Annotated in this window: 22 protein-coding genes and 1 pseudogene; 22 read left to right on the top strand and 1 reads right to left on the bottom strand. The window is 61.5% G+C overall.

Translation table 11 applies throughout. The features are described from left to right. Positions 1-61: 61 nt before the first annotated feature. The 5 genes and pseudogenes from tsaD to AC13Q5_RS13110 form a co-directional block, all read left to right on the top strand. The gene (tsaD, locus tag AC13Q5_RS13090) at positions 62-1159 is read left to right on the top strand and encodes a tRNA (adenosine(37)-N6)-threonylcarbamoyltransferase complex transferase subunit TsaD (RefSeq protein ID WP_075853663.1); all 1098 of its coding nucleotides are present in this window, start codon (positions 62-64) and stop codon (positions 1157-1159) included. Next, a complete protein-coding gene (locus tag AC13Q5_RS13095; protein ID WP_488501914.1) occupies positions 1156-2145 on the top strand; it encodes an NAD(P)H-dependent glycerol-3-phosphate dehydrogenase in 990 nt (329 codons plus the stop codon). Before tsaD ends, AC13Q5_RS13095 begins: the two co-directional genes overlap by 4 nt. A 26-nt stretch (positions 2146-2171) precedes the next feature. Next, positions 2172-2465 carry a YciI-like protein gene (locus tag AC13Q5_RS13100; protein ID WP_075853665.1) on the top strand — a complete coding sequence of 98 codons (294 nt, stop codon included), beginning with the start codon at positions 2172-2174 and terminating at the stop codon, positions 2463-2465. Positions 2466-2468: 3 nt separating this feature from the next. Continuing rightward, complete coding sequence (locus AC13Q5_RS13105; protein ID WP_488501915.1) at positions 2469-2900, top strand: EVE domain-containing protein; 432 nt, start codon at positions 2469-2471, stop codon at positions 2898-2900. Positions 2901-2916: 16 nt separating this feature from the next. Further along, positions 2917-3567, top strand: a pseudogene (locus tag AC13Q5_RS13110) (class I SAM-dependent methyltransferase); the annotation flags it as partial. Positions 3568-3573: 6 nt separating this feature from the next. Here the strand turns inward: AC13Q5_RS13110 and AC13Q5_RS13115 are convergent. After that, positions 3574-3969 (bottom strand): hypothetical protein, encoded by a 396-nt coding sequence (locus AC13Q5_RS13115; protein ID WP_457880647.1) that lies wholly within the window; start codon positions 3967-3969, stop codon positions 3574-3576. Between the two features lie 303 nt (positions 3970-4272). Between AC13Q5_RS13115 and sdhC the strand changes: the two genes are divergently transcribed. From sdhC to AC13Q5_RS13200, 17 genes are all read left to right on the top strand, one after another. After that, entirely contained in the window at positions 4273-4671 is a 399-nt protein-coding gene (gene sdhC, locus AC13Q5_RS13120) for a succinate dehydrogenase, cytochrome b556 subunit (protein WP_457880646.1), read from the top strand. A 65-nt stretch (positions 4672-4736) separates the two neighbouring features. Then, complete coding sequence (sdhD, locus tag AC13Q5_RS13125; protein WP_047630645.1) at positions 4737-5117, top strand: succinate dehydrogenase, hydrophobic membrane anchor protein; 381 nt, start codon at positions 4737-4739, stop codon at positions 5115-5117. Positions 5118-5124: 7 nt separating this feature from the next. Continuing rightward, positions 5125-6981 carry a succinate dehydrogenase flavoprotein subunit gene (sdhA, locus tag AC13Q5_RS13130; protein ID WP_457880645.1) on the top strand — a complete coding sequence of 619 codons (1857 nt, stop codon included), beginning with the start codon at positions 5125-5127 and terminating at the stop codon, positions 6979-6981. Positions 6982-6998: 17 nt separating this feature from the next. Further along, positions 6999-7778 (top strand): succinate dehydrogenase iron-sulfur subunit, encoded by a 780-nt coding sequence (locus tag AC13Q5_RS13135; protein ID WP_075853671.1) that lies wholly within the window; start codon positions 6999-7001, stop codon positions 7776-7778. Positions 7779-8025: 247 nt separating this feature from the next. Continuing rightward, positions 8026-8553, top strand: a complete 528-nt coding sequence (locus tag AC13Q5_RS13140) for a protease inhibitor Inh/omp19 family protein (protein ID WP_075853829.1) — start codon at positions 8026-8028, stop codon at positions 8551-8553. A gap of 63 nt (positions 8554-8616) precedes the next feature. After that, positions 8617-9780 (top strand): cell division protein ZapE, encoded by a 1164-nt coding sequence (gene zapE, locus AC13Q5_RS13145; protein ID WP_488501916.1) that lies wholly within the window; start codon positions 8617-8619, stop codon positions 9778-9780. Positions 9781-9960: 180 nt separating this feature from the next. Further along, positions 9961-10923, top strand: coding sequence for a malate dehydrogenase (gene mdh, locus AC13Q5_RS13150; protein WP_015341411.1), 963 nt, complete (start codon positions 9961-9963; stop codon positions 10921-10923). A gap of 27 nt (positions 10924-10950) precedes the next feature. Continuing rightward, positions 10951-12144: an ADP-forming succinate--CoA ligase subunit beta gene (gene sucC / locus AC13Q5_RS13155; RefSeq protein WP_457880642.1), complete on the top strand. Its 1194-nt coding sequence runs from the start codon at positions 10951-10953 to the stop codon at positions 12142-12144. Positions 12145-12149: 5 nt separating this feature from the next. Continuing rightward, positions 12150-12641 (top strand): DUF1579 family protein, encoded by a 492-nt coding sequence (locus AC13Q5_RS13160; RefSeq protein ID WP_488501917.1) that lies wholly within the window; start codon positions 12150-12152, stop codon positions 12639-12641. Positions 12642-12653: 12 nt separating this feature from the next. Beyond that, positions 12654-13556: a succinate--CoA ligase subunit alpha gene (sucD, locus tag AC13Q5_RS13165; protein WP_075853675.1), complete on the top strand. Its 903-nt coding sequence runs from the start codon at positions 12654-12656 to the stop codon at positions 13554-13556. A gap of 175 nt (positions 13557-13731) precedes the next feature. Beyond that, positions 13732-16716, top strand: coding sequence for a 2-oxoglutarate dehydrogenase E1 component (locus AC13Q5_RS13170; protein WP_488501918.1), 2985 nt, complete (start codon positions 13732-13734; stop codon positions 16714-16716). An 80-nt stretch (positions 16717-16796) separates the two neighbouring features. Then, positions 16797-16973, top strand: a complete 177-nt coding sequence (locus AC13Q5_RS13175) for a hypothetical protein (RefSeq protein WP_488501919.1) — start codon at positions 16797-16799, stop codon at positions 16971-16973. After that, a complete protein-coding gene (odhB, locus tag AC13Q5_RS13180) occupies positions 16963-18183 on the top strand; it encodes a 2-oxoglutarate dehydrogenase complex dihydrolipoyllysine-residue succinyltransferase (RefSeq protein WP_488501920.1) in 1221 nt (406 codons plus the stop codon). Before AC13Q5_RS13175 ends, odhB begins: the two co-directional genes overlap by 11 nt. A gap of 15 nt (positions 18184-18198) precedes the next feature. Further along, the gene (locus AC13Q5_RS13185) at positions 18199-18948 is read left to right on the top strand and encodes a DUF4241 domain-containing protein (RefSeq protein ID WP_488501921.1); all 750 of its coding nucleotides are present in this window, start codon (positions 18199-18201) and stop codon (positions 18946-18948) included. Then, positions 18945-19472, top strand: a complete 528-nt coding sequence (locus AC13Q5_RS13190; RefSeq protein WP_457880638.1) for a hypothetical protein — start codon at positions 18945-18947, stop codon at positions 19470-19472. The genes AC13Q5_RS13185 and AC13Q5_RS13190 overlap by 4 nt, the downstream gene beginning before the upstream one ends. Then, positions 19469-20224: an SDR family oxidoreductase gene (locus tag AC13Q5_RS13195; protein ID WP_075853680.1), complete on the top strand. Its 756-nt coding sequence runs from the start codon at positions 19469-19471 to the stop codon at positions 20222-20224. Before AC13Q5_RS13190 ends, AC13Q5_RS13195 begins: the two co-directional genes overlap by 4 nt. Before the next feature lie 18 nt (positions 20225-20242). Next, positions 20243-20881, top strand: a complete 639-nt coding sequence (locus AC13Q5_RS13200) for a LysE family translocator (protein WP_075853681.1) — start codon at positions 20243-20245, stop codon at positions 20879-20881. The last annotated feature ends 74 nt before the right edge of the window (positions 20882-20955 follow it).

The following is a 20955-nucleotide window of genomic DNA, read 5'->3' on the forward strand; positions in this document are numbered from 1 at the left end:
CAGTTCCCGTAACCATATTTCCGCTTTACCGCAATCGACCTGTAGGCAACGAACTTTCTCCATGGCATCCGTTATTCGCATTCTCGGCATCGAAACAAGCTGCGACGAAACCGCTGCAGCCATTGTCGAGCGCCGGGATGACGGCACGCCCACGGTCTGTTCCGACGTCGTTCTCAGCCAGTTGGACGAACATAGCGCCTATGGCGGCGTCGTGCCGGAAATTGCCGCGCGGGCGCATGTCGAGGCGCTGGATACGCTGATCGACGAAGCATTGAAACGCGCCAATGTGTCGCTCTCGGACGTCGATGCCATTGCCGCCACATCCGGTCCGGGCCTGATCGGCGGGTTGCTCGTCGGGCTGATGACCGGCAAGGCGATCTCGCGCGCCACAGGCAAGCCATTATACGCCATCAACCATCTGGAAGGCCATGCCCTGACGGCGCGGCTGACCGACGGACTTGCGTTTCCCTATCTCATGCTGCTCGTTTCCGGCGGTCACACGCAGCTGATCCTCGTGCGCGGCGTCGGCGAATATGAGCGTTGGGGCACGACCATCGACGATGCGCTCGGCGAAGCCTTCGACAAGACGGCCAAGCTTCTGGGGCTGCCTTACCCCGGTGGTCCGGCCGTTGAGGCAGCCGCGAAAAGCGGTAATCCGGACCGCTTCGATCTTCCGCGGCCGCTCGTTGGCGAGACGCGCCTCGATTTTTCCTTTTCCGGTCTGAAAACGGCGGTACGGCAGGCAGCAACGGCGATCGCGCCCGTCACGGAGCAGGATATCGCCGATATCTGTGCCTCCTTCCAGAAAGCGATCTCGCGCACGTTGAAGGACCGCATCGGCCGCGGCCTTCAGCGCTTCAAGACGGAATTTCCGAAGACTGAGGAAAAGCCGTCGCTTGTCGTCGCCGGAGGTGTCGCCGCCAATCTTGAGCTGCGCCGCACGCTACAGGAGCTTTGCGATGCCAATGGCTTTCGCTTCATCGCGCCGCCATTGAGATTGTGTACCGATAATGCCGTCATGATCGCCTGGGCCGGACTGGAGCGCATGGCAACGGGTGCTGCCCCTGACGATCTCGATGTGCAGCCTCGCTCGCGCTGGCCGCTGGATCAGAAGGCGGAAACCCTGCTCGGGCACGGCAAACGGGGAGCGAAGGCATGAGCGGCAACGAGCGGATCGCAGTCATCGGCGCCGGCGCTTTCGGCACGGCGCTCGCCGCCGTCATCGCGCTCACCGGCCGCAGCGACGTGACGCTCGTCGGCCGCAATGCCGGACTGATGGAGGATCTTGCCACCGATCGCATGCATGACGCCGTGCTGCCAGGGATCGCACTGCCGGATTCGCTGCAGTTCTCGGCCGAAGCCGACTCTATTTCCAATGCCGGCATCGTGCTTTTTGCCATGCCATCGCAGGCGCAGGCGGATGCAGCCCGGCATTACGGCCCCTATCTCGGCAAGGATGCCATCATCGTCACCTGCGCCAAAGGCATCGACAAGGTTTCCGGCGATCTCCTGACCGACATGCTGGAGCGGGAGCTGCCGCAGCATGCCATTGCTGTTCTCTCCGGACCGGGCTTTGCCGCCGATATCGCCAAGGGTCTGCCGACGGCGATGGCGATCGCCGCCGCCGATATGGCTGTGGCCGAACGGCTTGCCCAGGCGATTTCCGGCCCGACCTTCCGTCTTTATGCTTCGGATGACCGCATCGGCGTGCAGCTGGGCGGCGCGCTGAAGAATGTTCTCGCGATTGCCTGCGGTATCGTCGAGGGCCGTGGCATCGGCGATTCCGCCCGGGCGGCGCTCATCAGTCGCGGTCTCGCAGAGATGTCGCGCTTCGTCGCGGCCAAAGGTGGGAAGGCTGAAACCGTGCGCGGCCTATCGGGGCTCGGCGACCTCGTGCTGACGGCCACCAGCCATCAATCCCGCAATCTGCGCTTCGGCATCGCGCTTGGCCAGGGTGAGACCGTGGATCCGACACATGGCACGCTGGTCGAAGGCGCCTATGCTGCCTCCATCGCGGCGCGGCTCGCCCACGAACTCGGCGTCGACATGCCGATCACCGACGCGGTTTCCGCCATCATCGACGGCAAGCTCGACATTTCCACAGCCATCGGGCAATTGATGACACGGCCGATCACCACGGAATAATTTTTGGATACCCAAAGGAGCCTATCATGCTGTTCGCCTTTGTCTGCAAGGACAAGCCCGGTTACCTCAACGTCCGCATGGAGACGCGTCCGGCGCATGTGGAGCATCTGAACAAGCTCAATGCCGAGGGAACGTTGAAGATGGCGGGTCCGTTCCTGGACGCCGAAGGCAAGCCGAACGGCAGCCTCGTGATTGTCGAGGCGGAAAGTGTCGAAGCGGCGGTCGCGATTGCCGATGCCGATCCTTATACGAAGGCTGGCCTGTTCGAGAGCGTCGAGATCAAGCCGTTCAACTGGGTCTTCAACAAGCCGGAGGCATGAGAGATGGCGCACTGGCTTTATAAATCCGAGCCGTCCTCCTGGTCCTGGCAGCAGCAAAAGGATGCCGGCGAAAAGGGAACCGAGTGGACCGGCGTGCGCAACTACCTCGCCCGCAACAACATGCGGGCCATGCAGATCGGCGACAAGGGCTTCTTCTATCACTCCAATGACGGGCTCGAAGTCGTCGGCATCGTCGAGGTCTGCGCGCTGGCGCATCCGGATTCGACCGCCAAGGACGATCCGCGTTGGGAATGTGTCGACATCCGCGCCGTTCGCGACGTGCCGAACCCCGTGACCCTCAAGGACATCAAGGCCAACCCGAAGCTCTCGCAGATGGCGCTCGTCACTTCCATGCGGCTTTCCGTGCAGCCGGTGACGGATGATGAATGGCTCGAAGTCTGCCGCATGGGCGGCCTGGACAACCCGCCGGTCTGATCCGGCTGGAGGTTGAGTGAGAACCGATCCGGAAAGCTTCATCCGCTCCAATACCAGCCTGATGATGCCGCCGCATGTGCCGGAAATCCGGCTGCATCTGGCAAGCGAGGCGCATGAGCTCTGGCTGAAGACGGAGGAGGAGCTGGAAGAGATCGGCCTGCCGCCACCCTTCTGGGCTTTTGCCTGGGCGGGCGGCCAGGGTCTGGCGCGCTACATCCTCGATCATTCGGAGATCGTTGCCGGCAAGACCGTACTGGATTTTGCGAGCGGCTCCGGGCTCGTCGCGATTGCGGCCAGGCTTGCGGGTGCAAACCATGTGCTTGCCGTCGATATCGATCCCTGGGCGGGCACGGCGATCCGGCTCAATGCCGCTGAAAATGGTGTCGATCTCGACTTTGCCGGCGCCGATATCATCGGCGACGCCGTGGATGCGGATGTCATCCTTGCCGGCGATGTCTTCTACGATCGCGATTTTGCAGAGAAGCTCGTTCCCTGGTTCCGGCGTTTGGCGGGCGGGGGCCGGACCGTTCTGGTCGGCGATCCCGGCAGGGCCTACCTTCCGAAGGATCGCCTGGAAGCGCAGGCGACCTATCAGGTGCCGGTCACGCGGGCGCTCGAGGACAGCGAAGTCAAGAAAACGACGGTCTGGCGGTTTCTCGCCAGCTGATAACCATCAGTGCCGGATGACACAGACGCCGGCTTCGTATGCGCAGGGATTGCCGGCATAGCGGACATCAATGACTTTCGCCTTCGGCCTCAGTTGCGTCGCAGCGGGTTGAGCATAAGGATTATAGCCGCCATAGCCGATAACATAGGTGCCGCCATCGGCCCGGTAGACGTCCGCCGAGCCGGCATAGCTGCCGGCGTTCGCCGCGTCACGGCGTTCCATGATCACGATCCTGGCCGGTTGATGCGCTGAACCCTGAGGCTGGGAAATCTGGTTCAGGCGCACGATACCGGCGTGGTTGTGATGACGCCAGTGGCGATAGTCGCCCGCCGAGGCCGGTGCGAAAGAAAGAGCGGCTGCCGCCAGAACGAGTGCTGCTGCCTTGAAAAGATGCGGCTTCATGATTCGCCCCGCTTCCGATCGGTTAATGAAATCTTAACGGCAGATTGCCTCAAGACCGGCGCCAAGTCCACGCCAGGGTTGCCGAAATGGTAAATGGCCCGGAATGGGAGGCCCGTCATTGCATGCTCGCTAAAGTGCAGAGCGACCCGAATCGATTAAATTCGATGCAGGCATCAATTGTGCTTGTCGATGGACGTCTGTGTGATTAATGGTCGCAATGATGCAACGCACACTGCGCATCCCTGCGCGCGCGTTGCCCCGGATATCCGGGTTCTAAGCGTATCGTAACGCCGCGAGGTTCTGATGGCGAACGTCACACAAAACCGGCCCCTGTCGCCGCATCTGCAAATCTACAAACCCATCCCCACCATGGTCATGTCGATCGTCCACCGTATCACCGGCGGCGCGCTCTACTTCGGCACGGTGCTGGTTGCCTGGTGGCTGATCGCCGCGGCGACGGGACAGGGCTATTTCGATCTGGTCAACTGGATCATGGGCACGATTATCGGCCGCATCGTCCTGCTCGGCTACACCTGGGCGCTGCTGCACCATCTGATCGGCGGTCTGCGCCACTTCGTCTGGGATCTCGGGCACGGTTTCGACCCCGCCGTCTCGACGAAGATGGCCAAGTTCACGCTCATCGCCTCGATCTGTCTGACCGCGCTGGTCTGGATCATCGGCATCGCCATCCGCCTGGGTTGATTGGCATGATCGCTCCCGGAAGCGCCTGGGCGCCTTTCGGGATCATGCTTTAAAGGATATTTCTCATGGATATGCGCACTCCTCTGGGCAAAGTCCGCGGTCTCGGTTCCGCCAAGGAAGGCACCGATCATTTCTGGCGTCAGCGCCTGACCGCCGTTGCCAACGTTCCCCTCTTCCTTTTCTTCGTCATCTTCCTGATCATCTATGCCGGCGCGCCCTATGCGGAAGTCGTGCATGCGATCTCGAACCCGATCGTGGCCGTCATCTTCGGCCTGATGGTGATCTCCGGCGTCATTCACATGAAGCTCGGCATGCAGGTCATCATCGAGGACTATGTCCACGGCGAATTCGGCAAGATCGTCCTTCTCATGCTCAACACGTTCTTTGCGATCATCATGGCCGGGCTCTGTCTTTTCGCCATTCTGAAGATCGCGTTCGTAGGATAATTGCATCATGGCACCGAACTCATCCGCTCAGAATGGGGCTGCCCAGAACGGGAAAGCCTACAAGTATATCGATCACTCCTATGACGTGATCGTCGTCGGCGCCGGCGGCGCCGGCCTGCGCGCCACGCTTGGCATGGCCGAGCAGGGCTTCCGCACCGCCTGCATCACCAAGGTCTTCCCCACCCGTTCGCACACCGTCGCGGCGCAGGGCGGCATTGCCGCCTCGCTGCAGAACATGACGCCGGATAGCTGGCAGTGGCACCTCTACGACACCGTCAAGGGCTCCGACTGGCTCGGCGACGTCGATGCCATGCAGTACATGGTCATGGAAGCGCCGAAGGCCGTCTACGAACTCGAGCACTACGGCGTGCCCTTCTCGCGCAACGAGGAAGGCAAGATCTATCAGCGCCCGTTCGGCGGCCACATGCAGAATTTTGGCGAAGGACCGCCGGTGCAGCGCACCTGTGCTGCCGCCGACCGTACCGGTCACGCCATCCTGCACACGCTCTATGGCCAGTCGCTGCGCAACAATGCTGAATTCTTCATCGAGTATTTCGCGCTCGACCTCATCATGTCCGATGACGGCAGCCGCTGCACCGGCGTCGTTGCCTGGTGCCTTGATGATGGCACGATCCATCGCTTCGCCGCCAAGATGGTGGTGCTGGCGACCGGCGGCTATGGCCGCGCCTATTTCTCGGCCACTTCGGCCCATACCTGCACCGGCGACGGCGGCGGCATGGTGGCCCGCGCCGGCCTGCCGCTGCAGGACATGGAATTCGTGCAGTTCCATCCGACCGGCATCTACGGTTCGGGCTGCCTGATCACCGAAGGCGCGCGCGGCGAAGGCGGCTATCTCGTCAATTCCGAGGGCGAGCGCTTCATGGAACGCTACGCACCTTCGGCAAAGGACCTTGCCTCGCGCGACGTCGTTTCGCGCTGCATGACGCTTGAAATCCGCGAGGGACGCGGCGTCGGCAAGAACAAGGATCACATCTTCCTGCATCTCGACCATCTCGATCCGGCCGTGCTGCACGAGCGCCTGCCGGGTATTTCCGAGAGCGCGCGCATCTTCGCCGGCGTCGACGTGACCCGCGACCCGATCCCGGTCCTGCCGACCGTTCACTACAACATGGGCGGCATTCCGACGAACTACTGGGGCGAAGTGCTGAACGCCGATAGCAACAATCCAGAGCGCGTGCTGCCGGGCCTGATGGCCGTCGGCGAAGCCGGCTGCGCTTCGGTGCACGGCGCCAACCGCCTCGGTTCGAACTCGCTGATCGACCTCGTGGTCTTCGGCCGCGCCGCCGCCATCCGCGCCGGCCAGGTCATCGACCGCAACAGCCCGGTTCCGCCTGTGAACGTCGCCGCCTGCGACAAGATCATGGATCGCTTCGATCGCCTGCGCCACGCCAGCGGCTCGACGCCGACGGCTGCACTTCGCGAGAAGATGCAGCGCGCCATGCAGGAAGATGCCGCCGTGTTCCGCACCCAGGAATCGCTGGAATCCGGCGTCCGCCGCCTTTCGGAGATCTGGAAGGAAATGGCCGACATCAAGGTCACCGACCGTTCGCTGATCTGGAATTCCGACCTCGTCGAAACGCTGGAACTGCACAATCTGATGGCCAACGCCATCACGACGATCTACGGCGCCGAGGCCCGCAAGGAAAGCCGTGGCTCGCATGCCCGCGAAGACTATACCGAGGGCAAGTTCGCTGGCCGCGACGACGAGAACTGGCGCAAGCATACGCTTGCCTGGGTCAACGATGCAGGCGATGTGAAGCTCGACTATCGTCCCGTTCACACCGACCTGATCGCCGAAGGCATCGATCCGCACAAGATCGAGCCGAAGGCACGCGTGTACTGATCTGAGAGGAACTGACCATGGTTGAACTCGCTCTCCCCAAGAACTCTCAGATGCGCGAAGGCAAGGTCTGGCCGAAACCGGTCGGCGCCAAGAATACGCGCGAATTCCGCGTCTATCGCTGGAGCCCGGATGACGGCCAGAATCCGAGCATCGATACCTATTATATCGATGTCGACGATTGCGGCCCGATGGTGCTCGACGGTCTGCTCTACATCAAGAACAAGATCGACCCGACGCTGACGCTGCGCCGCTCCTGTCGCGAAGGCATTTGCGGCTCCTGCGCGATGAACATCGACGGCACCAACACGCTCGCCTGCACCAAGGGTCTGGACGAGATCAAGGGCACGGTGAAGATCTATCCGCTGCCGCACATGCCCGTCGTCAAGGACCTCGTGCCGGATCTGACGAACTTCTACGCCCAGCACCGCTCGATCGAGCCCTGGCTGAAGACGGTATCGCCGCCGCCGGCCAAGGAATGGAAGCAGAGCCATGAGGACCGCCTGAAGCTCGACGGTCTCTACGAGTGCATTCTCTGCGCCTGCTGCTCGACCTCCTGTCCGAGCTACTGGTGGAACGGCGACCGCTATCTCGGTCCCGCTGTCCTCCTGCAGGCCTATCGCTGGCTGATCGACTCCAGAGACGAAGCCAAGGGCGAACGCCTCGACAACCTCGAGGACCCCTTCCGCCTCTATCGTTGCCACACGATCATGAACTGCGCGCAGACCTGCCCGAAGGGTCTGAACCCGGCCAAGGCAATCGCCGAAATCAAGAAGATGATGGTCGAACGGCGGGTCTGACCCGCTGCTTCGATCTTTTTCGACGCGCCCTCAATGCTCAGGGGGCGTCGAAATTCGCCGCTTCCGTGTATTTTACCTCTGGTTCGGTGGGTTGAGCCTTGAAACCACCCGATTCTTGTCCAGCTATGGCCTTCGGCAATTTGTGGCGGTATCGACTTGATTAACCAAAGTGAAATACGATAATTCGGACATCATTAAACATCACTTTGCAGATGTCAGCGGTGGACAATCAATCAGGAGTGTGATGATGCAGTTTAGATATGCAGTGACGGCTGCGGTGATTGGCCTGTCGCTTGCCGGTTGCCAGCGCACGGCATACAATAACGACAGTTATTCGTCTCCGGCACCACTGCAGGCTCAGCCTGTTCCCTCGGTTCAATCCAGCCAGCTTCCGCCTCCCGGCGCGGGTAACGGTTCGCAATTCCCGGCAGCGCCGGCGAGCGCGCCGAATGCGGCCAATCCTGCGCAGCAGCAGGCGATGGCGGCCTCGGCCATGGATGTCACGAAGGAATCGATGGTCGGCAGCTGGAAGGTCAGCAACGGCGGATCGAGCTGCGACATGTTCCTGACGCTGACGAACCTCGGCAGCGGCTCGCGCGGCGGTACGCGCGGCTGTGCGGGCGAGCTCACCTCGATGGGTTCGTGGGAAGTTTCGGGCAAGCAGGTTCTGCTGAAGAACCGTGACGGCTCCACGATCGGCACCGTCTACAAGACCGCCGATTCGCGTTTCGACGGTTCGACCGCCTCCGGCCAGCCGCTCAGCCTCAGCCGATAAGCTTATTTGAAAGGGGCCGCATCCTTTGGGTGCGCCCCATTTTGCACAGGCGGATATTTCCCCATGCAGCCCATGCCAGATTACTCGATCAGCGTCTGCGAACAGCTGAAGGCGCTGACGGCGTCCGGGTCCCTTCAGGTGGATTCGGCGCAGATGGATGTGGCGAAAATGCTGGACCGCGTGCTCGCCGATCTCAAGCGCAAGCGGCCCGCCGCCAAATCCAGCGCGCTCGGCTGGATGTTTGCCGCGCGCAAGAAGTCGGTCGAGGCGATCAAAGGCCTCTACATTCACGGCAGCGTTGGCCGCGGCAAGACCATGCTGATGGACATGTTCTTCTCGATGGCGCCCTGCCAGAAGAAGCGCCGGGCGCATTTTTTCGAGTTCATGACCGATGTGCACAATCGCATCGCGGCGCAGCGGCTGAAATTCAAGAACGGCGAGACGAAGCAGGCCGATCCCATACCGCCCGTTGCCGCCGATCTCTACGCCGAAGCCGAACTGCTGTGCTTCGACGAATTCACCGTCACCGATATTGCCGATGCGATGATCCTGTCGCGGCTTTTTTCCGAGCTGTTCTCGCTCGGCTGCGTGTTGATCGCCACCTCGAATGTCGAGCCCGACAATCTCTATCGCGACGGGCTCAATCGAGGCCTCTTCCTGCCCTTCATCGATCTCTTAAAGAAGCATGTCGACGTGGTGACGCTGGATTCGCCGACCGACTACCGCATGGAGAAGCTGAACAGCCAGCCCGTCTATCTGACGCCGCTCGATCAGCGCACCGACATGGCAATGGATGCATCCTGGATGCAGGCGCTGCACGGCCGCAAGGCGCAGCCGGCGGAGATCCCGATGAAGGGGCGATCCATCCACGTGCCGCTCGCCGTCGAACGCATGGCGCGTTTCTCCTTCGCCGATCTTTGCGACGCGCCGCTCGGGCCAGCCGATTTCCTCGCCATCGCCGAACGTTTCGATACGATCTTCCTCGATCGCGTGCCGAGGCTCGGGCCGGACAAGCGCAACCAGATCAAGCGCTTCATCATTCTCATCGACACGCTCTACGATCACAATATCCGTCTTTATGTGTCTGCCGCAGCCATGCCGGAGGATCTTCTGGAGGAGCGGCGTGGGACGGAAGGCTTCGAATTCGACCGCACGGCATCGCGGCTTTTCGAGATGCGCAGCGCCGAATATCTGGCCCAGACTCCGGCCAGGCGCGCTGCCGAGTAACAAATCGGTGACAGAATATCTTACGTTTACGTAAGATATTTTCGATCTAACCGATTGAAATTCCTGATCTCAAAATAATCAATTGCCAATTTCGACCTTTGGGTCTATGCGATTGGCGGCTATTGTGGATGCCTGTCACGGTGTCCCGCCACGGATTTTGATCGCAAAGGATACACCGAAATGGCGCGCAACAAGATCGCACTTATTGGTTCTGGCATGATTGGTGGCACGCTGGCGCATCTCGCCGGCCTGAAGGAACTGGGCGACATCGTCCTGTTCGACATCGCGGACGGCATCCCTCAGGGCAAGGGTCTCGACATCGCCCAGTCTTCCCCGGTCGAAGGCTTCGACGCCAACCTCACCGGCGCCAGCGACTATTCCGCGATCGAAGGCGCTGACGTCTGCATCGTCACCGCCGGCGTTCCCCGCAAGCCGGGCATGAGCCGCGACGATCTTCTCGGCATCAACCTCAAGGTCATGGAGCAGGTCGGCGCCGGCATCAAGAAGTATGCCCCGAACGCTTTCGTGATCTGCATCACCAACCCGCTCGACGCGATGGTCTGGGCATTGCAGAAGTTTTCTGGCCTGCCGACCAACAAGGTCGTTGGCATGGCCGGCGTGCTCGATAGCTCGCGCTTCCGCCTGTTCCTCGCCAAGGAATTCAACGTTTCCGTCGAAGACGTCACGGCTTTCGTTCTTGGTGGTCACGGCGACTCGATGGTGCCGCTCGCTCGCTACTCCACCGTTGCCGGCATCCCGCTGACCGACCTTGTCACCATGGGCTGGCTCACCGCAGAACGCCTCGAAGAAATCATCCAGCGCACCCGTGATGGCGGCGCTGAGATCGTCGGCCTGCTCAAGACCGGCTCTGCCTATTATGCTCCGGCTGCTTCCGCCATCGCGATGGCTGAGTCCTACCTCAAGGACAAGAAGCGCGTCCTGCCTTGCGCCGCTCACCTCGACGGCCAGTATGGCGTCAAGGACATGTATGTCGGCGTTCCCACCGTCATCGGTGCCGGCGGCATCGAACGCGTCATCGAGATCGACCTGAACAAGGCCGAAAAGGAAGCCTTCGACAAGTCGGTCGCAGCCGTTGCGGGTCTTTGCGAAGCCTGCGCCACGATCGCGCCGTCGCTGAAGTAATTTCCGCGTTCCAACAGGGATAAATCCATGAACATTCATGAATACCAGGCCAAGGCGCTGCTGAAGACCTATGGCGCACCCGTCGCGGACGGCGTTGCCATCTTCTCCGCCGATGAAGCCGCCGCTGCTGCCAAGCAGCTTCCAGGTCCGCTTTACGTCGTCAAGAGCCAGATCCACGCCGGCGGCCGCGGCAAGGGCAAGTTCAAGGAACTCGGCCCGGACGCCAAGGGCGGCGTTCGCCTCGCCAAGTCGGTTGACGACGTCGTCGCCAACGCCAAGGAAATGCTCGGCCACACGCTGGTGACCAAGCAGACCGGCCCGGCCGGCAAGCAGGTCAACCGCCTCTACATCGAAGACGGCGCCGACATCGACCGCGAACTCTATCTCTCGATCCTGGTCGACCGCTCCGTCGGTCAGGTCGCTTTCGTCGTTTCGACCGAAGGCGGCATGGACATCGAGACCGTTGCGCACGACACGCCGGAAAAGATCATCACCGTCGCCATCGACCCGTCGACGGGCGTGACGGCTGCCAACACGGCTGCCCTTTCCGACGCGCTGAAGCTCGAGGGTGCCGCCCGCGAAGACGCTGCCAAGCTCTTCCCGATCCTCTACAAGGCCTTCGTCGAGAAGGACATGGCGCTGCTGGAAGTCAATCCGCTGATCGTCATGACCAACGGCCGCCTGCGCGTCCTCGACGCCAAGGTTTCCTTCGACGGCAATGCTCTCTTCCGTCATGAAGACGTCCGCGCGCTGCGCGATACGTCGGAAGAAGATGAGAAGGAAATCCAGGCGCACGAATATGATCTCGCCTATGTCGCCCTCGACGGCAACATCGGCTGCATGGTCAACGGCGCCGGCCTTGCCATGGCAACCATGGACATCATCAAGCTCTACGGTGCCGAGCCGGCGAACTTCCTCGATGTCGGCGGTGGCGCCACCAAGGAAAAGGTCACCGCAGCCTTCAAGATCATCACTGCCGATCCGGCTGTCCAGGGCATTCTGGTCAACATCTTCGGCGGCATCATGAAGTGTGACGTCATTGCCGAAGGCGTGCTTGCAGCCGTCAAGGAAGTCGGTCTGAAGGTTCCGCTCGTCGTTCGTCTCGAAGGCACCAATGTCGAGCTCGGCAAGAAGATCATCAACGAATCCGGTCTCAACGTCATCTCTGCAGATGACCTGGACGATGCCGCCCAGAAGATCGTGAAGGCAGTCAAGGGCTGATCGGGATGGCTGCTTCCTTCGCTCCAACGGCTGCTCATCTCCGCCTCGGTGCCTTTGCCGGCACCTGGGAAGGGGAAGAGCATGTCGCGGCTTCGGCCTGGACGAAGGAAGGCACGGCAACCGCGCGCCTCACGGCCGAGTGTCTGTTCGGCGGATTTTTCGTCGAACAGCGCTACGTGCAGACGCGGGACGGCAGCACATCATTCGAAGCCCGGAACATTCTCGGCTTCGACGCTGCGGATCAGGCCTACAAGCTCTATCAGTTCGATACGGTGGGCTTCGTGCCCGCCTCGCCGGCCTCCGGCGAGTGGATCGACGACAAGCTTGTCCTGACCAAGGTCTCGCCGCGCGGTGCGCAACGCACTCTCTTCCAGTTCGAAAATGAAGACTGCTACCGCATGGGCGTCACGTTCTCGCCCGCCGGCAGCGATACATGGCAGGAGGTCGTCAGCGGCTCATATCGCCGCGTTGCCTCCGCGTCTTCCAACCTCTCGTAACAAAGGCCTCGCATGTCTATTCTCATCAACAAAGACACCAAGGTTCTGGTTCAGGGCCTGACCGGCAAGACCGGTACCTTCCACACCGAACAGGCGCTTGCCTATCACGGCACGAAGATGGTCGGCGGTATCCACCCTTCTAAGGGCGGTGAAACCTGGACCGGTAAGGACGGCGAAAAGCTGCCGATCTTCAAGTCCGTTGCCGAAGGCAAGGACGCCACCGGCGCCAACGCCTCGGTCATCTACGTGCCGCCGGCGGGTGCTGCGGCTGCTATTCTCGAAGCGATCGAAGCCGAGATCCCGCTCATCGTCTGCATCACGGAAGGCATTCCGGTTGCCGACATGGTCAAGGTCAAGGACCGTCTGATCAAGTCGAAGTCGCGCCTGATCGGACCGAACTGCCCTGGCGTTCTGACCCCGAACGAATGCAAGATCGGCATCATGCCGGGCTCCATCTTCAAGAAGGGCTCCGTTGGTGTTCTCTCGCGTTCCGGCACGCTGACCTATGAGGCCGTATTCCAGACCACCAATGAAGGCCTCGGCCAGACGACGGCTGTCGGCATCGGCGGCGACCCGGTCAAGGGCACCGAATTCATCGATATCCTGGAAATGTTCCTCGCCGACGACGAAACCAAATCGATCATCATGATCGGCGAAATCGGCGGCTCGGCTGAAGAAGACGCCGCACAGTTCCTCAAGGACGAAGCCAAGAAGGGCCGCAAGAAGCCGATGGTCGGCTTTATCGCCGGCCGCACGGCACCTCCCGGCCGCACGATGGGCCATGCCGGCGCCGTCATCTCCGGCGGCAAGGGCGGCGCGGAAGACAAGATCGCGGCGATGGAATCGGCAGGCATCCGCGTGTCGCCGTCGCCGGCGCGTCTCGGCAAGACGCTGGTGGAAGTCCTGAAGGGCTGAGCCTACCCATAGCAAGGCCGGACGGGGTGGCAGCTGCCTTGTCCCGTCCGGTTTCGATACTCGCAAGTGCATACCTGTGGCCGTGGCGGCCGCGAACGAAATACGGTCGCCGGGGACCCGAAAACCGGCAATGCAAACAAGTTGGGAGACGGGCGAGAGCGCCCGCAGATTCACCATGGCAAGGCAAGAAGCCAACGAGCAATTTCAGATCACCTCGTTCCTGGATGGCGCCAATGCTGCCTATATCGAGCAGCTCTACGCGCGCTATGAGGACGATCCTTCATCGGTTTCCGACGAATGGCGGTCTTTCTTCAAGGCGCTCGAGGATAGCCCCGACGATGTGAAGAAGGCAGCCAAGGGCGCCTCCTGGCAGCGCAAGAACTGGCCGATCCCGGCAAAGGGCGATCTGGTCTCCGCGCTCGATGGCGACTGGGGCGTTGTCGAGAAGGTTATCGAAACCAAACTGAAGGCGAAGGCCGAAACCGCCGGTACGCCGGCCAGCGCGACCGACGTCCTGCAGGCGACGCGCGATAGCGTTCGCGCCATCATGATGATCCGCGCCTATCGCATGCGCGGCCACCTGCATGCCAAGCTCGATCCGCTCGGCATCGCCGCACCGGTCGAAGACTACAAGGAGCTGTCGCCGGAAGCCTATGGCTTCACCGAGGCCGACTTCGACCGCAAGATCTTCATCGACAACGTACTCGGCCTCGAATTCGCAACCATTCGCGAGATGATCGAGATTCTCGAGCGTACCTACTGCTCCACCCTCGGCGTCGAATTCATGCACATCTCCAATCCGGAGGAAAAGGCCTGGATTCAGGAACGCATCGAAGGGCCGGACAAGGGCATTGCGTTCAATCCCGAACGCAAGAAGGCCATCCTCCAGAAGGTCATCGAAGCCGAAGGCTACGAGCAGTTCCTCGACGTCAAGTTCAAGGGCACCAAGCGCTTCGGCCTCGATGGTGGCGAATCGCTGATCCCGGCGCTCGAACAGATCCTGAAGAGCGGCAGCCAGCTCGGTCTGCGGGAAGCCGTGTTCGGCATGGCCCATCGCGGCCGTCTGAACGTGCTGTCCCAGGTCATGGGCAAGCCGCACCGCGCCATCTTCCACGAGTTCAAGGGCGGTTCCTATGCGCCTGACGAAGTCGAAGGTTCGGGCGACGTGAAGTACCATCTCGGCGCCTCTTCGGACCGTGATTTCGACGGCGCCAAGGTGCACGTCTCGCTGACGGCAAACCCGTCGCACCTCGAAATCGTCAACCCGGTCGTCATGGGCAAGGCCCGCGCCAAGCAGGACATGGGCGCCACCCAGTGGGACGGCGACATCATCCCGCTTTCCGAGCGTGCCAAGGTCGTGCCGCTGCTCATCCATGGCGACGCGGCTTTCGCCGGCCAGGGTGTCGTTGCCGAAATCCTCGGCCTCTCCGGTCTGCGCGGTCATCGCGTTGCCGGCACGATGCACGTCATCATCAACAACCAGATCGGTTTCACCACCAATCCGGCCTTCTCGCGCTCGTCGCCCTATCCGTCCGACGTTGCAAAGATGATCGAAGCGCCGATCTTCCACGTCAACGGTGACGATCCGGAAGCCGTCGTCTATGCGGCGAAGATCGCGACCGAATTCCGCATGAAGTTCCACAAGCCTGTGGTTCTCGACATGTTCTGCTATCGCCGCTACGGCCATAACGAAGGCGATGAACCATCCTTCACGCAGCCGAACATGTACAAGGTCATCCGTGCACACAGCACGGTCCTGCAGCTTTACTCGCAGCGGCTGGTCGGCGAAGGCGTGTTGACTGAAGGCGAAGTCGAAAAGATGAAGGCTGACTGGCGTGCCCATCTCGAGCAGGAGTTCGAGGCCGGCCAGTCCTACAAGCCGAACAAGGCCGACTGGCTTGACGGCGAGTGGTCCGGTCTGCACACGGCCGACAATGCCGACGAACAGCGCCGCGGCAAGACCGCTGTGCCGATGAAGTCGCTCAAGGAAATCGGCCGCAAGCTGTCGGAAATCCCGGCTGGCTTCCATGCGCACCGCACTATCCAGCGTTTCATGGAAAACCGCGCCAACATGGTGCAGACGGGCGAAGGTATCGACTGGGCCATGGCGGAAGCCCTGGCATTCGGTTCGCTCGTCGTCGATGGTCACAAGATCCGCCTGTCCGGTCAGGACTGCGAACGCGGAACGTTCTCGCAGCGTCATTCGGTTCTCTACGATCAGGAGACCGAAGAGCGCTACATCCCGCTCGCAAACCTGTCGCCGACCCAGGCCCGCTACGAAGTCATCAACTCGATGCTGTCGGAAGAAGCGGTTCTCGGCTTCGAATACGGCTATTCGCTCGCTCGTCCGAACGCACTGACCCTCTGGGAAGCCCAGTTCGGCGACTTCGCCAACGGCGCGCAGGTCGTCTTCGACCAGTTCATCTCGTCGGGCGAACGCAAGTGGCTGCGCATGTCCGGCCTCGTCTGCCTGCTGCCGCATGGCTATGAAGGTCAGGGTCCGGAGCACTCCTCTGCCCGCCTCGAACGCTATCTGCAGCTCTGCGCCGAGGACAACATGCAGGTCGCCAATGTCACGACGCCGGCGAACTACTTCCACATCCTGCGCCGTCAGCTGAAGCGCGACTTCCGCAAGCCGCTGATCCTGATGACGCCGAAGTCGCTGCTGCGCCACAAGCGCGCCGTGTCGACGCTCGCGGAAATGGCCGGCGAAAGCTCGTTCCACCGTCTGCTGTGGGACGATGCCGAACTGATCAAGGACAGCCCGATCAAGCTGCAGAAGGACAACAAGATCCGTCGCGTCGTCATCTGCTCGGGCAAGGTCTATTACGACCTCCTGGAAGAGCGCGAGAAGCGCGGCATCGACGATATCTACCTGCTGCGTATCGAACAGCTCTATCCGTTCCCGGCCAAGGCGCTCATCAACGAGCTCAGCCGCTTCCGCAATGCGGAGATGGTCTGGTGCCAGGAAGAGCCGAAGAACATGGGCGCATGGTCCTTTATCGATCCATACCTGGAATGGGTGCTTGCCCATATCGATGCCAAGTACCAGCGCGTTCGCTACACCGGCCGTCCGGCCGCCGCCTCTCCGGCGACGGGCCTGATGTCCAAGCATCTGTCGCAGCTTGCTGCGTTCCTCGAGGACGCGCTCGGCGGTTGAGGGGTTGCGCGATGACGCGTTTTCGTTTGAAAATCGCGGCGTCGCACCCCAGCCTTCCGCATGATGCGACGGGGGAGAAGATGGACGCCATGCAGCAACATGCCGCCTATCGCCGCAATCAAGCAAATGTCCGGTCGACCGCTATGGTCGTTCGGGCGCTTGCGCCGCGGCGCATCACCCGTCCCCCGGCCATCTGTCGCCGGAATTCCATCCAACTCATAAAGACGAAAAATCAGGATTTGAACAATGGCTACTGAAATCCGCGTTCCTACCCTCGGCGAATCCGTCAGCGAAGCGACCGTCGGTACCTGGTTCAAGAAGGTCGGCGATGCCATCAAGGCCGATGAGCCGCTTCTCGAACTTGAAACCGACAAGGTGACGATCGAAGTTCCGGCGCCTTCCGCTGGCACGCTCTCCGAAATCGTTGCCCAGGCCGGCGAAACCGTAGGTCTCGGCGCGCTGCTCGGCCAGATCTCCGCCGGCAACGGCGCTGCCGCCGCTCCGGCCCAGGCTGCTGCGCCTGCCGCTGCTGCACCGGTTGCCGCCCCCGCCGTTTCCGCTCCGGCCTCTTCCATGCCGCCGGCACCGGCTGCCGGTAAGCTGCTTGCTGAAAACAATCTCTCCGCCGATCAGGTCGAAGGCAGCGGCAAGCGCGGCCAGGTCCTGAAGGGGGATGTCATCGCTGCTGTCGCCAAGGCTGCCTCGGCTCCTGCCGCCGCACCTGCTGCTCCGGTTGCCGTCCGCGCCCCGACCGCCGTTGAGGACGTCAACCGCGAAGAGCGCGTCAAAATGACCCGCCTGCGCCAGACGATCGCCAAGCGCCTCAAGGATGCACAGAATACCGCCGCCATGCTCACCACCTACAACGAGGTGGACATGAAGGCCGTCATGGACCTGCGCAACAAGTATAAGGACATCTTCGAGAAGAAGCATGGCGTGAAGCTCGGCTTCATGGGCTTCTTCACCAAGGCCGTCACGCATGCGCTGAAGGAACTCCCGGCTGTCAACGCCGAGATCGACGGCACCGACATCATCTACAAGAACTACTGCCACGTCGGCATGGCTGTCGGCACCGACAAGGGTCTTGTCGTTCCCGTGATCCGCGATGCAGATCAGATGTCGATCGCGGAAGTCGAGAAGGAGCTTGGCCGTCTGGCAAAGGCTGCTCGCGACGGCACACTGGCGATGGCCGACATGCAGGGCGGCACCTTCACCATTACCAATGGCGGTGTCTACGGTTCGCTGATGTCCTCGCCGATCCTGAATGCACCGCAGTCGGGCATTCTCGGCATGCACAAGATCCAGGAGCGTCCGGTCGCCATCGGCGGTCAGGTCGTCATCCGCCCGATGATGTATCTGGCACTCTCCTACGATCACCGTATCGTCGACGGCAAGGAAGCGGTTACCTTCCTCGTCCGCGTCAAGGAAAGCCTGGAAGATCCGGAACGTCTCGTTCTCGATCTCTAAGGGGAGCGTTGGATCATGTCGACATGGCCCATGCGGACGCTGCGCGGATTGTTGTGCGCCGTCGCCGCATGGGTGCCATCGGCCGCCGGCGCGATCGCGCTCGACATTTCCAAGCTCAGCAGCAATTTGGATCTGGCGTCGCTTGGCGACGCCGATCTTGCCGCTCGCTCGATCAACATCCTGCGCATCGGCAATGTGGAATTGACCTCCGGGCGCGTCGTTGCCAGCGACCCCCTTGTCGGGCCTGATCGTCCCGCGCTTGTCCGGGCAGTTCCCCCCGGCGATTATCCCGTCACGCTCTATCAAGCTTTCGGCCGCATCGCTGCTGCCAGCATGCGCTTTGCCGAGGGCAAGCCGGTGCGCTGGGAGCTCGCCCTGATCCCGGGCCAGGATATCAATTCGCTGAAGAACGACGAGTTCTTCGGCTATCCGGTCGATGCCGGTCTCGGTTGCTACATGGATGCCGAGACCTATGCGCTGATCCAGCAGCGCGAAAAGCAGGTCCAGGCGGAGAAGGCGTCGTCCGACGTCAATTACTATGATGATGTTCTGGCGTCCGAACTGAGCGCCAACAGCGACAACTACGTCATGCATCGGCCGGTATCGGGCAAGCGCGGCAATGTTGCGATCTTCTGGAGCGGCTGGGGCGACGGCTTCTATCCGGTTTTCTGGGGGCTCGATGCCAGTGGCCGGCCGCTTGTACTCTTCACCGATTTCGGCGTGACCGAGAATGCCGATGGCCGGCATGAGCCGGGAGGGCAATGATCATGCCGGCTCAGAATATGATGGCACGACTGGCCTCGATGCCCTTGATAACGCTGGCCTGCGCGGTCAATCCCATGCCTGCCTACGCGGAAGAATGCGTGCAGGAAAAGGCCGTCTATGTCGATATGGACAATGCCTACGAGCTGCGCTTCGAACCCATGGATTCGGAATCCGCTGTCAGCAACAAGTTCAAGCTTGCCGTGCGCAATACCGCTCTCGTCGCCGAGGGCGTCGTCATGCGTAGCGATGATCAATTGCGCGCCGATGGGCGGATCATGTTCGAGTGCCCCGAAGGGGATGTGACAGGAGCGGATCTCAGAGCCTGCACCGTATGGCAAGGCATGGTCTATGCCTCGGATCTGAAAGGCCATATCCGTGCACTGCCGGCGGAAGGCGAGAGCGCGGCGGACCGGCTTTTTCTCCCGGCGCTCGGCCCTTCGATCCAGAAGTCGTCCCTCTGGGGCAAGGGCAAGGCGACCGTCGCACCCTGGGATGTCCTTAGCTTGAAAGGATGCAATCAATGACCGACGATGCACCTGTTCTTCTCGTGACCGGCGGCAGCCGCGGCATCGGTGCCGCAGTCTGCCTTGCCGCCGCACAGCATGGCTGGGCCGTGGCGGTCAACTATGCGTCCAACAAGGATGCGGCCGAGGCCGTGGTTGGGACAATCGTCGACGCTGGCGGCGAGGCGATTGCGATTGCCGGCGATGTCGGCAAGCCCGAGGATATCAAGGCCATCTTTGCCAAGGTCGACGCGCATTTCGGCCGCATCGACGGGCTCGTCAACAATGCCGGCATTGTCGATAGTGTGCAGCGTGTCGATGAAATGACATCGGAGCGGCTCGATCGTATGTTCCGCATCAATGTGACCGGTTCGATCCTTTGCGCCGGTCAGGCCGTGCTTCGCATGTCGACCCGGCATGGCGGCAAGGGTGGTGTGATCGTCAATGTATCATCCATGGCTGCGATCCTCGGCTCCGCCGGTCAATATGTCGACTATGCCGCATCCAAGGCCGCGATCGACACCTTCACGCTCGGTTTGGCGCGCGAAGTCGCGACCGAGGGCATCCGCGTGAATGCGGTGCGCCCAGGCATCATCGATACCGATATTCATGCGTCCGGCGGACTACCCGACCGGGCGCGCGACATGAGCCCCCTTATTCCAATGCAGCGGCCCGGTACGGCGGACGAAGTAGCGGATGCCATCCTCTATCTTCTGAGCCCGCACGCATCCTATATAACGGGCTCCATCCTCAATGTGAGCGGCGGTCGCTGATCGGAAAGGGTCGACAAGATGCAGTATATTCTCGAATTTCTCGGCCTGATGGCGGTGTTCTCGATCTTCATCGTCGTTCCCGGCGCCGACTTCGCCGTCATTCTGCGCCAGAGCATCGTGCATGGCCGCCGCGCCGCCATGATGACCGGGCTCGGCATGGGCTTCTCGCTGCTCTTCCATATCAGCTACACCATTCTCGGGCTCGGCCTGATCGTGTCGCAGTCGCTGATGCTTTTCAGCCTGATCAAATGGGCCGGTGTTCTCTACCTCGTCTATCTCGGCATCAAGTCGTTCCGCCAGCCGGGCTTCAAGGTAAAGGACGTCGAGATCACCGACGAGGACCGCAAGCCGGTTTCCGTCTGGCGCTGCCTGGCGACGGGTTTTGTCACCAATGCCCTTAATCCGAAGCCGGTGCTGTTCTTCCTGTCGCTGTTTTCGACGCTCGTTCATCACGATACGCCAGCGCTCATCCAGTTCAGCTACGGCATCGGCATGGCGACGGCGCTTGTCGCCTGGTTTGCCGGCGTCTCCACCTTCTTCACCGTCAAGCCGGTGCGCGATCGTTTCATCGCGTCAGGCAAATGGTTCAATCGCATCACCGGAGCGGCGCTCGTCGGCTTCGGCATCCGCCTCGCCCTGGCGCGGGCGGCCGATTAGAGCCGGATGATTTTAGATCGAAGCGATCTAAAATCTGAATCCGCTCTAGAATCAAAGAAGTAGAGCATGATGTC

This window comes from Martinezella sp. CNPSo 3964, from assembly GCF_057784375.1.

What these genes read in the sequence shown, in the direction of transcription:
- AC13Q5_RS13175 (WP_488501919.1), top strand. Translation starts at nt 16,797, where the DNA reads ATGGACGCCATGCAGCAACATGCCGCCTATCGCCGCAATCAAGCAAAT.
- AC13Q5_RS13185 (WP_488501921.1), top strand. Translation starts at nt 18,199, where the DNA reads ATGTCGACATGGCCCATGCGGACGCTGCGCGGATTGTTGTGCGCCGTC.
- AC13Q5_RS13115 (WP_457880647.1), bottom strand. Translation starts at nt 3,969, where the DNA reads ATGAAGCCGCATCTTTTCAAGGCAGCAGCACTCGTTCTGGCGGCAGCC.
- AC13Q5_RS13170 (WP_488501918.1), top strand. Translation starts at nt 13,732, where the DNA reads ATGGCAAGGCAAGAAGCCAACGAGCAATTTCAGATCACCTCGTTCCTG.
- AC13Q5_RS13195 (WP_075853680.1), top strand. Translation starts at nt 19,469, where the DNA reads ATGACCGACGATGCACCTGTTCTTCTCGTGACCGGCGGCAGCCGCGGC.
- sdhC (WP_457880646.1), top strand. Translation starts at nt 4,273, where the DNA reads ATGGCGAACGTCACACAAAACCGGCCCCTGTCGCCGCATCTGCAAATC.
- sucD (WP_075853675.1), top strand. Translation starts at nt 12,654, where the DNA reads ATGTCTATTCTCATCAACAAAGACACCAAGGTTCTGGTTCAGGGCCTG.
- AC13Q5_RS13140 (WP_075853829.1), top strand. Translation starts at nt 8,026, where the DNA reads ATGCAGTTTAGATATGCAGTGACGGCTGCGGTGATTGGCCTGTCGCTT.
- AC13Q5_RS13100 (WP_075853665.1), top strand. Translation starts at nt 2,172, where the DNA reads ATGCTGTTCGCCTTTGTCTGCAAGGACAAGCCCGGTTACCTCAACGTC.
- AC13Q5_RS13200 (WP_075853681.1), top strand. Translation starts at nt 20,243, where the DNA reads ATGCAGTATATTCTCGAATTTCTCGGCCTGATGGCGGTGTTCTCGATC.
- sucC (WP_457880642.1), top strand. Translation starts at nt 10,951, where the DNA reads ATGAACATTCATGAATACCAGGCCAAGGCGCTGCTGAAGACCTATGGC.
- AC13Q5_RS13135 (WP_075853671.1), top strand. Translation starts at nt 6,999, where the DNA reads ATGGTTGAACTCGCTCTCCCCAAGAACTCTCAGATGCGCGAAGGCAAG.
- tsaD (WP_075853663.1), top strand. Translation starts at nt 62, where the DNA reads ATGGCATCCGTTATTCGCATTCTCGGCATCGAAACAAGCTGCGACGAA.
- sdhA (WP_457880645.1), top strand. Translation starts at nt 5,125, where the DNA reads ATGGCACCGAACTCATCCGCTCAGAATGGGGCTGCCCAGAACGGGAAA.
- odhB (WP_488501920.1), top strand. Translation starts at nt 16,963, where the DNA reads ATGGCTACTGAAATCCGCGTTCCTACCCTCGGCGAATCCGTCAGCGAA.
- AC13Q5_RS13105 (WP_488501915.1), top strand. Translation starts at nt 2,469, where the DNA reads ATGGCGCACTGGCTTTATAAATCCGAGCCGTCCTCCTGGTCCTGGCAG.
- sdhD (WP_047630645.1), top strand. Translation starts at nt 4,737, where the DNA reads ATGGATATGCGCACTCCTCTGGGCAAAGTCCGCGGTCTCGGTTCCGCC.
- zapE (WP_488501916.1), top strand. Translation starts at nt 8,617, where the DNA reads ATGCAGCCCATGCCAGATTACTCGATCAGCGTCTGCGAACAGCTGAAG.
- AC13Q5_RS13095 (WP_488501914.1), top strand. Translation starts at nt 1,156, where the DNA reads ATGAGCGGCAACGAGCGGATCGCAGTCATCGGCGCCGGCGCTTTCGGC.
- AC13Q5_RS13160 (WP_488501917.1), top strand. Translation starts at nt 12,150, where the DNA reads ATGGCTGCTTCCTTCGCTCCAACGGCTGCTCATCTCCGCCTCGGTGCC.
- mdh (WP_015341411.1), top strand. Translation starts at nt 9,961, where the DNA reads ATGGCGCGCAACAAGATCGCACTTATTGGTTCTGGCATGATTGGTGGC.
- AC13Q5_RS13190 (WP_457880638.1), top strand. Translation starts at nt 18,945, where the DNA reads ATGATCATGCCGGCTCAGAATATGATGGCACGACTGGCCTCGATGCCC.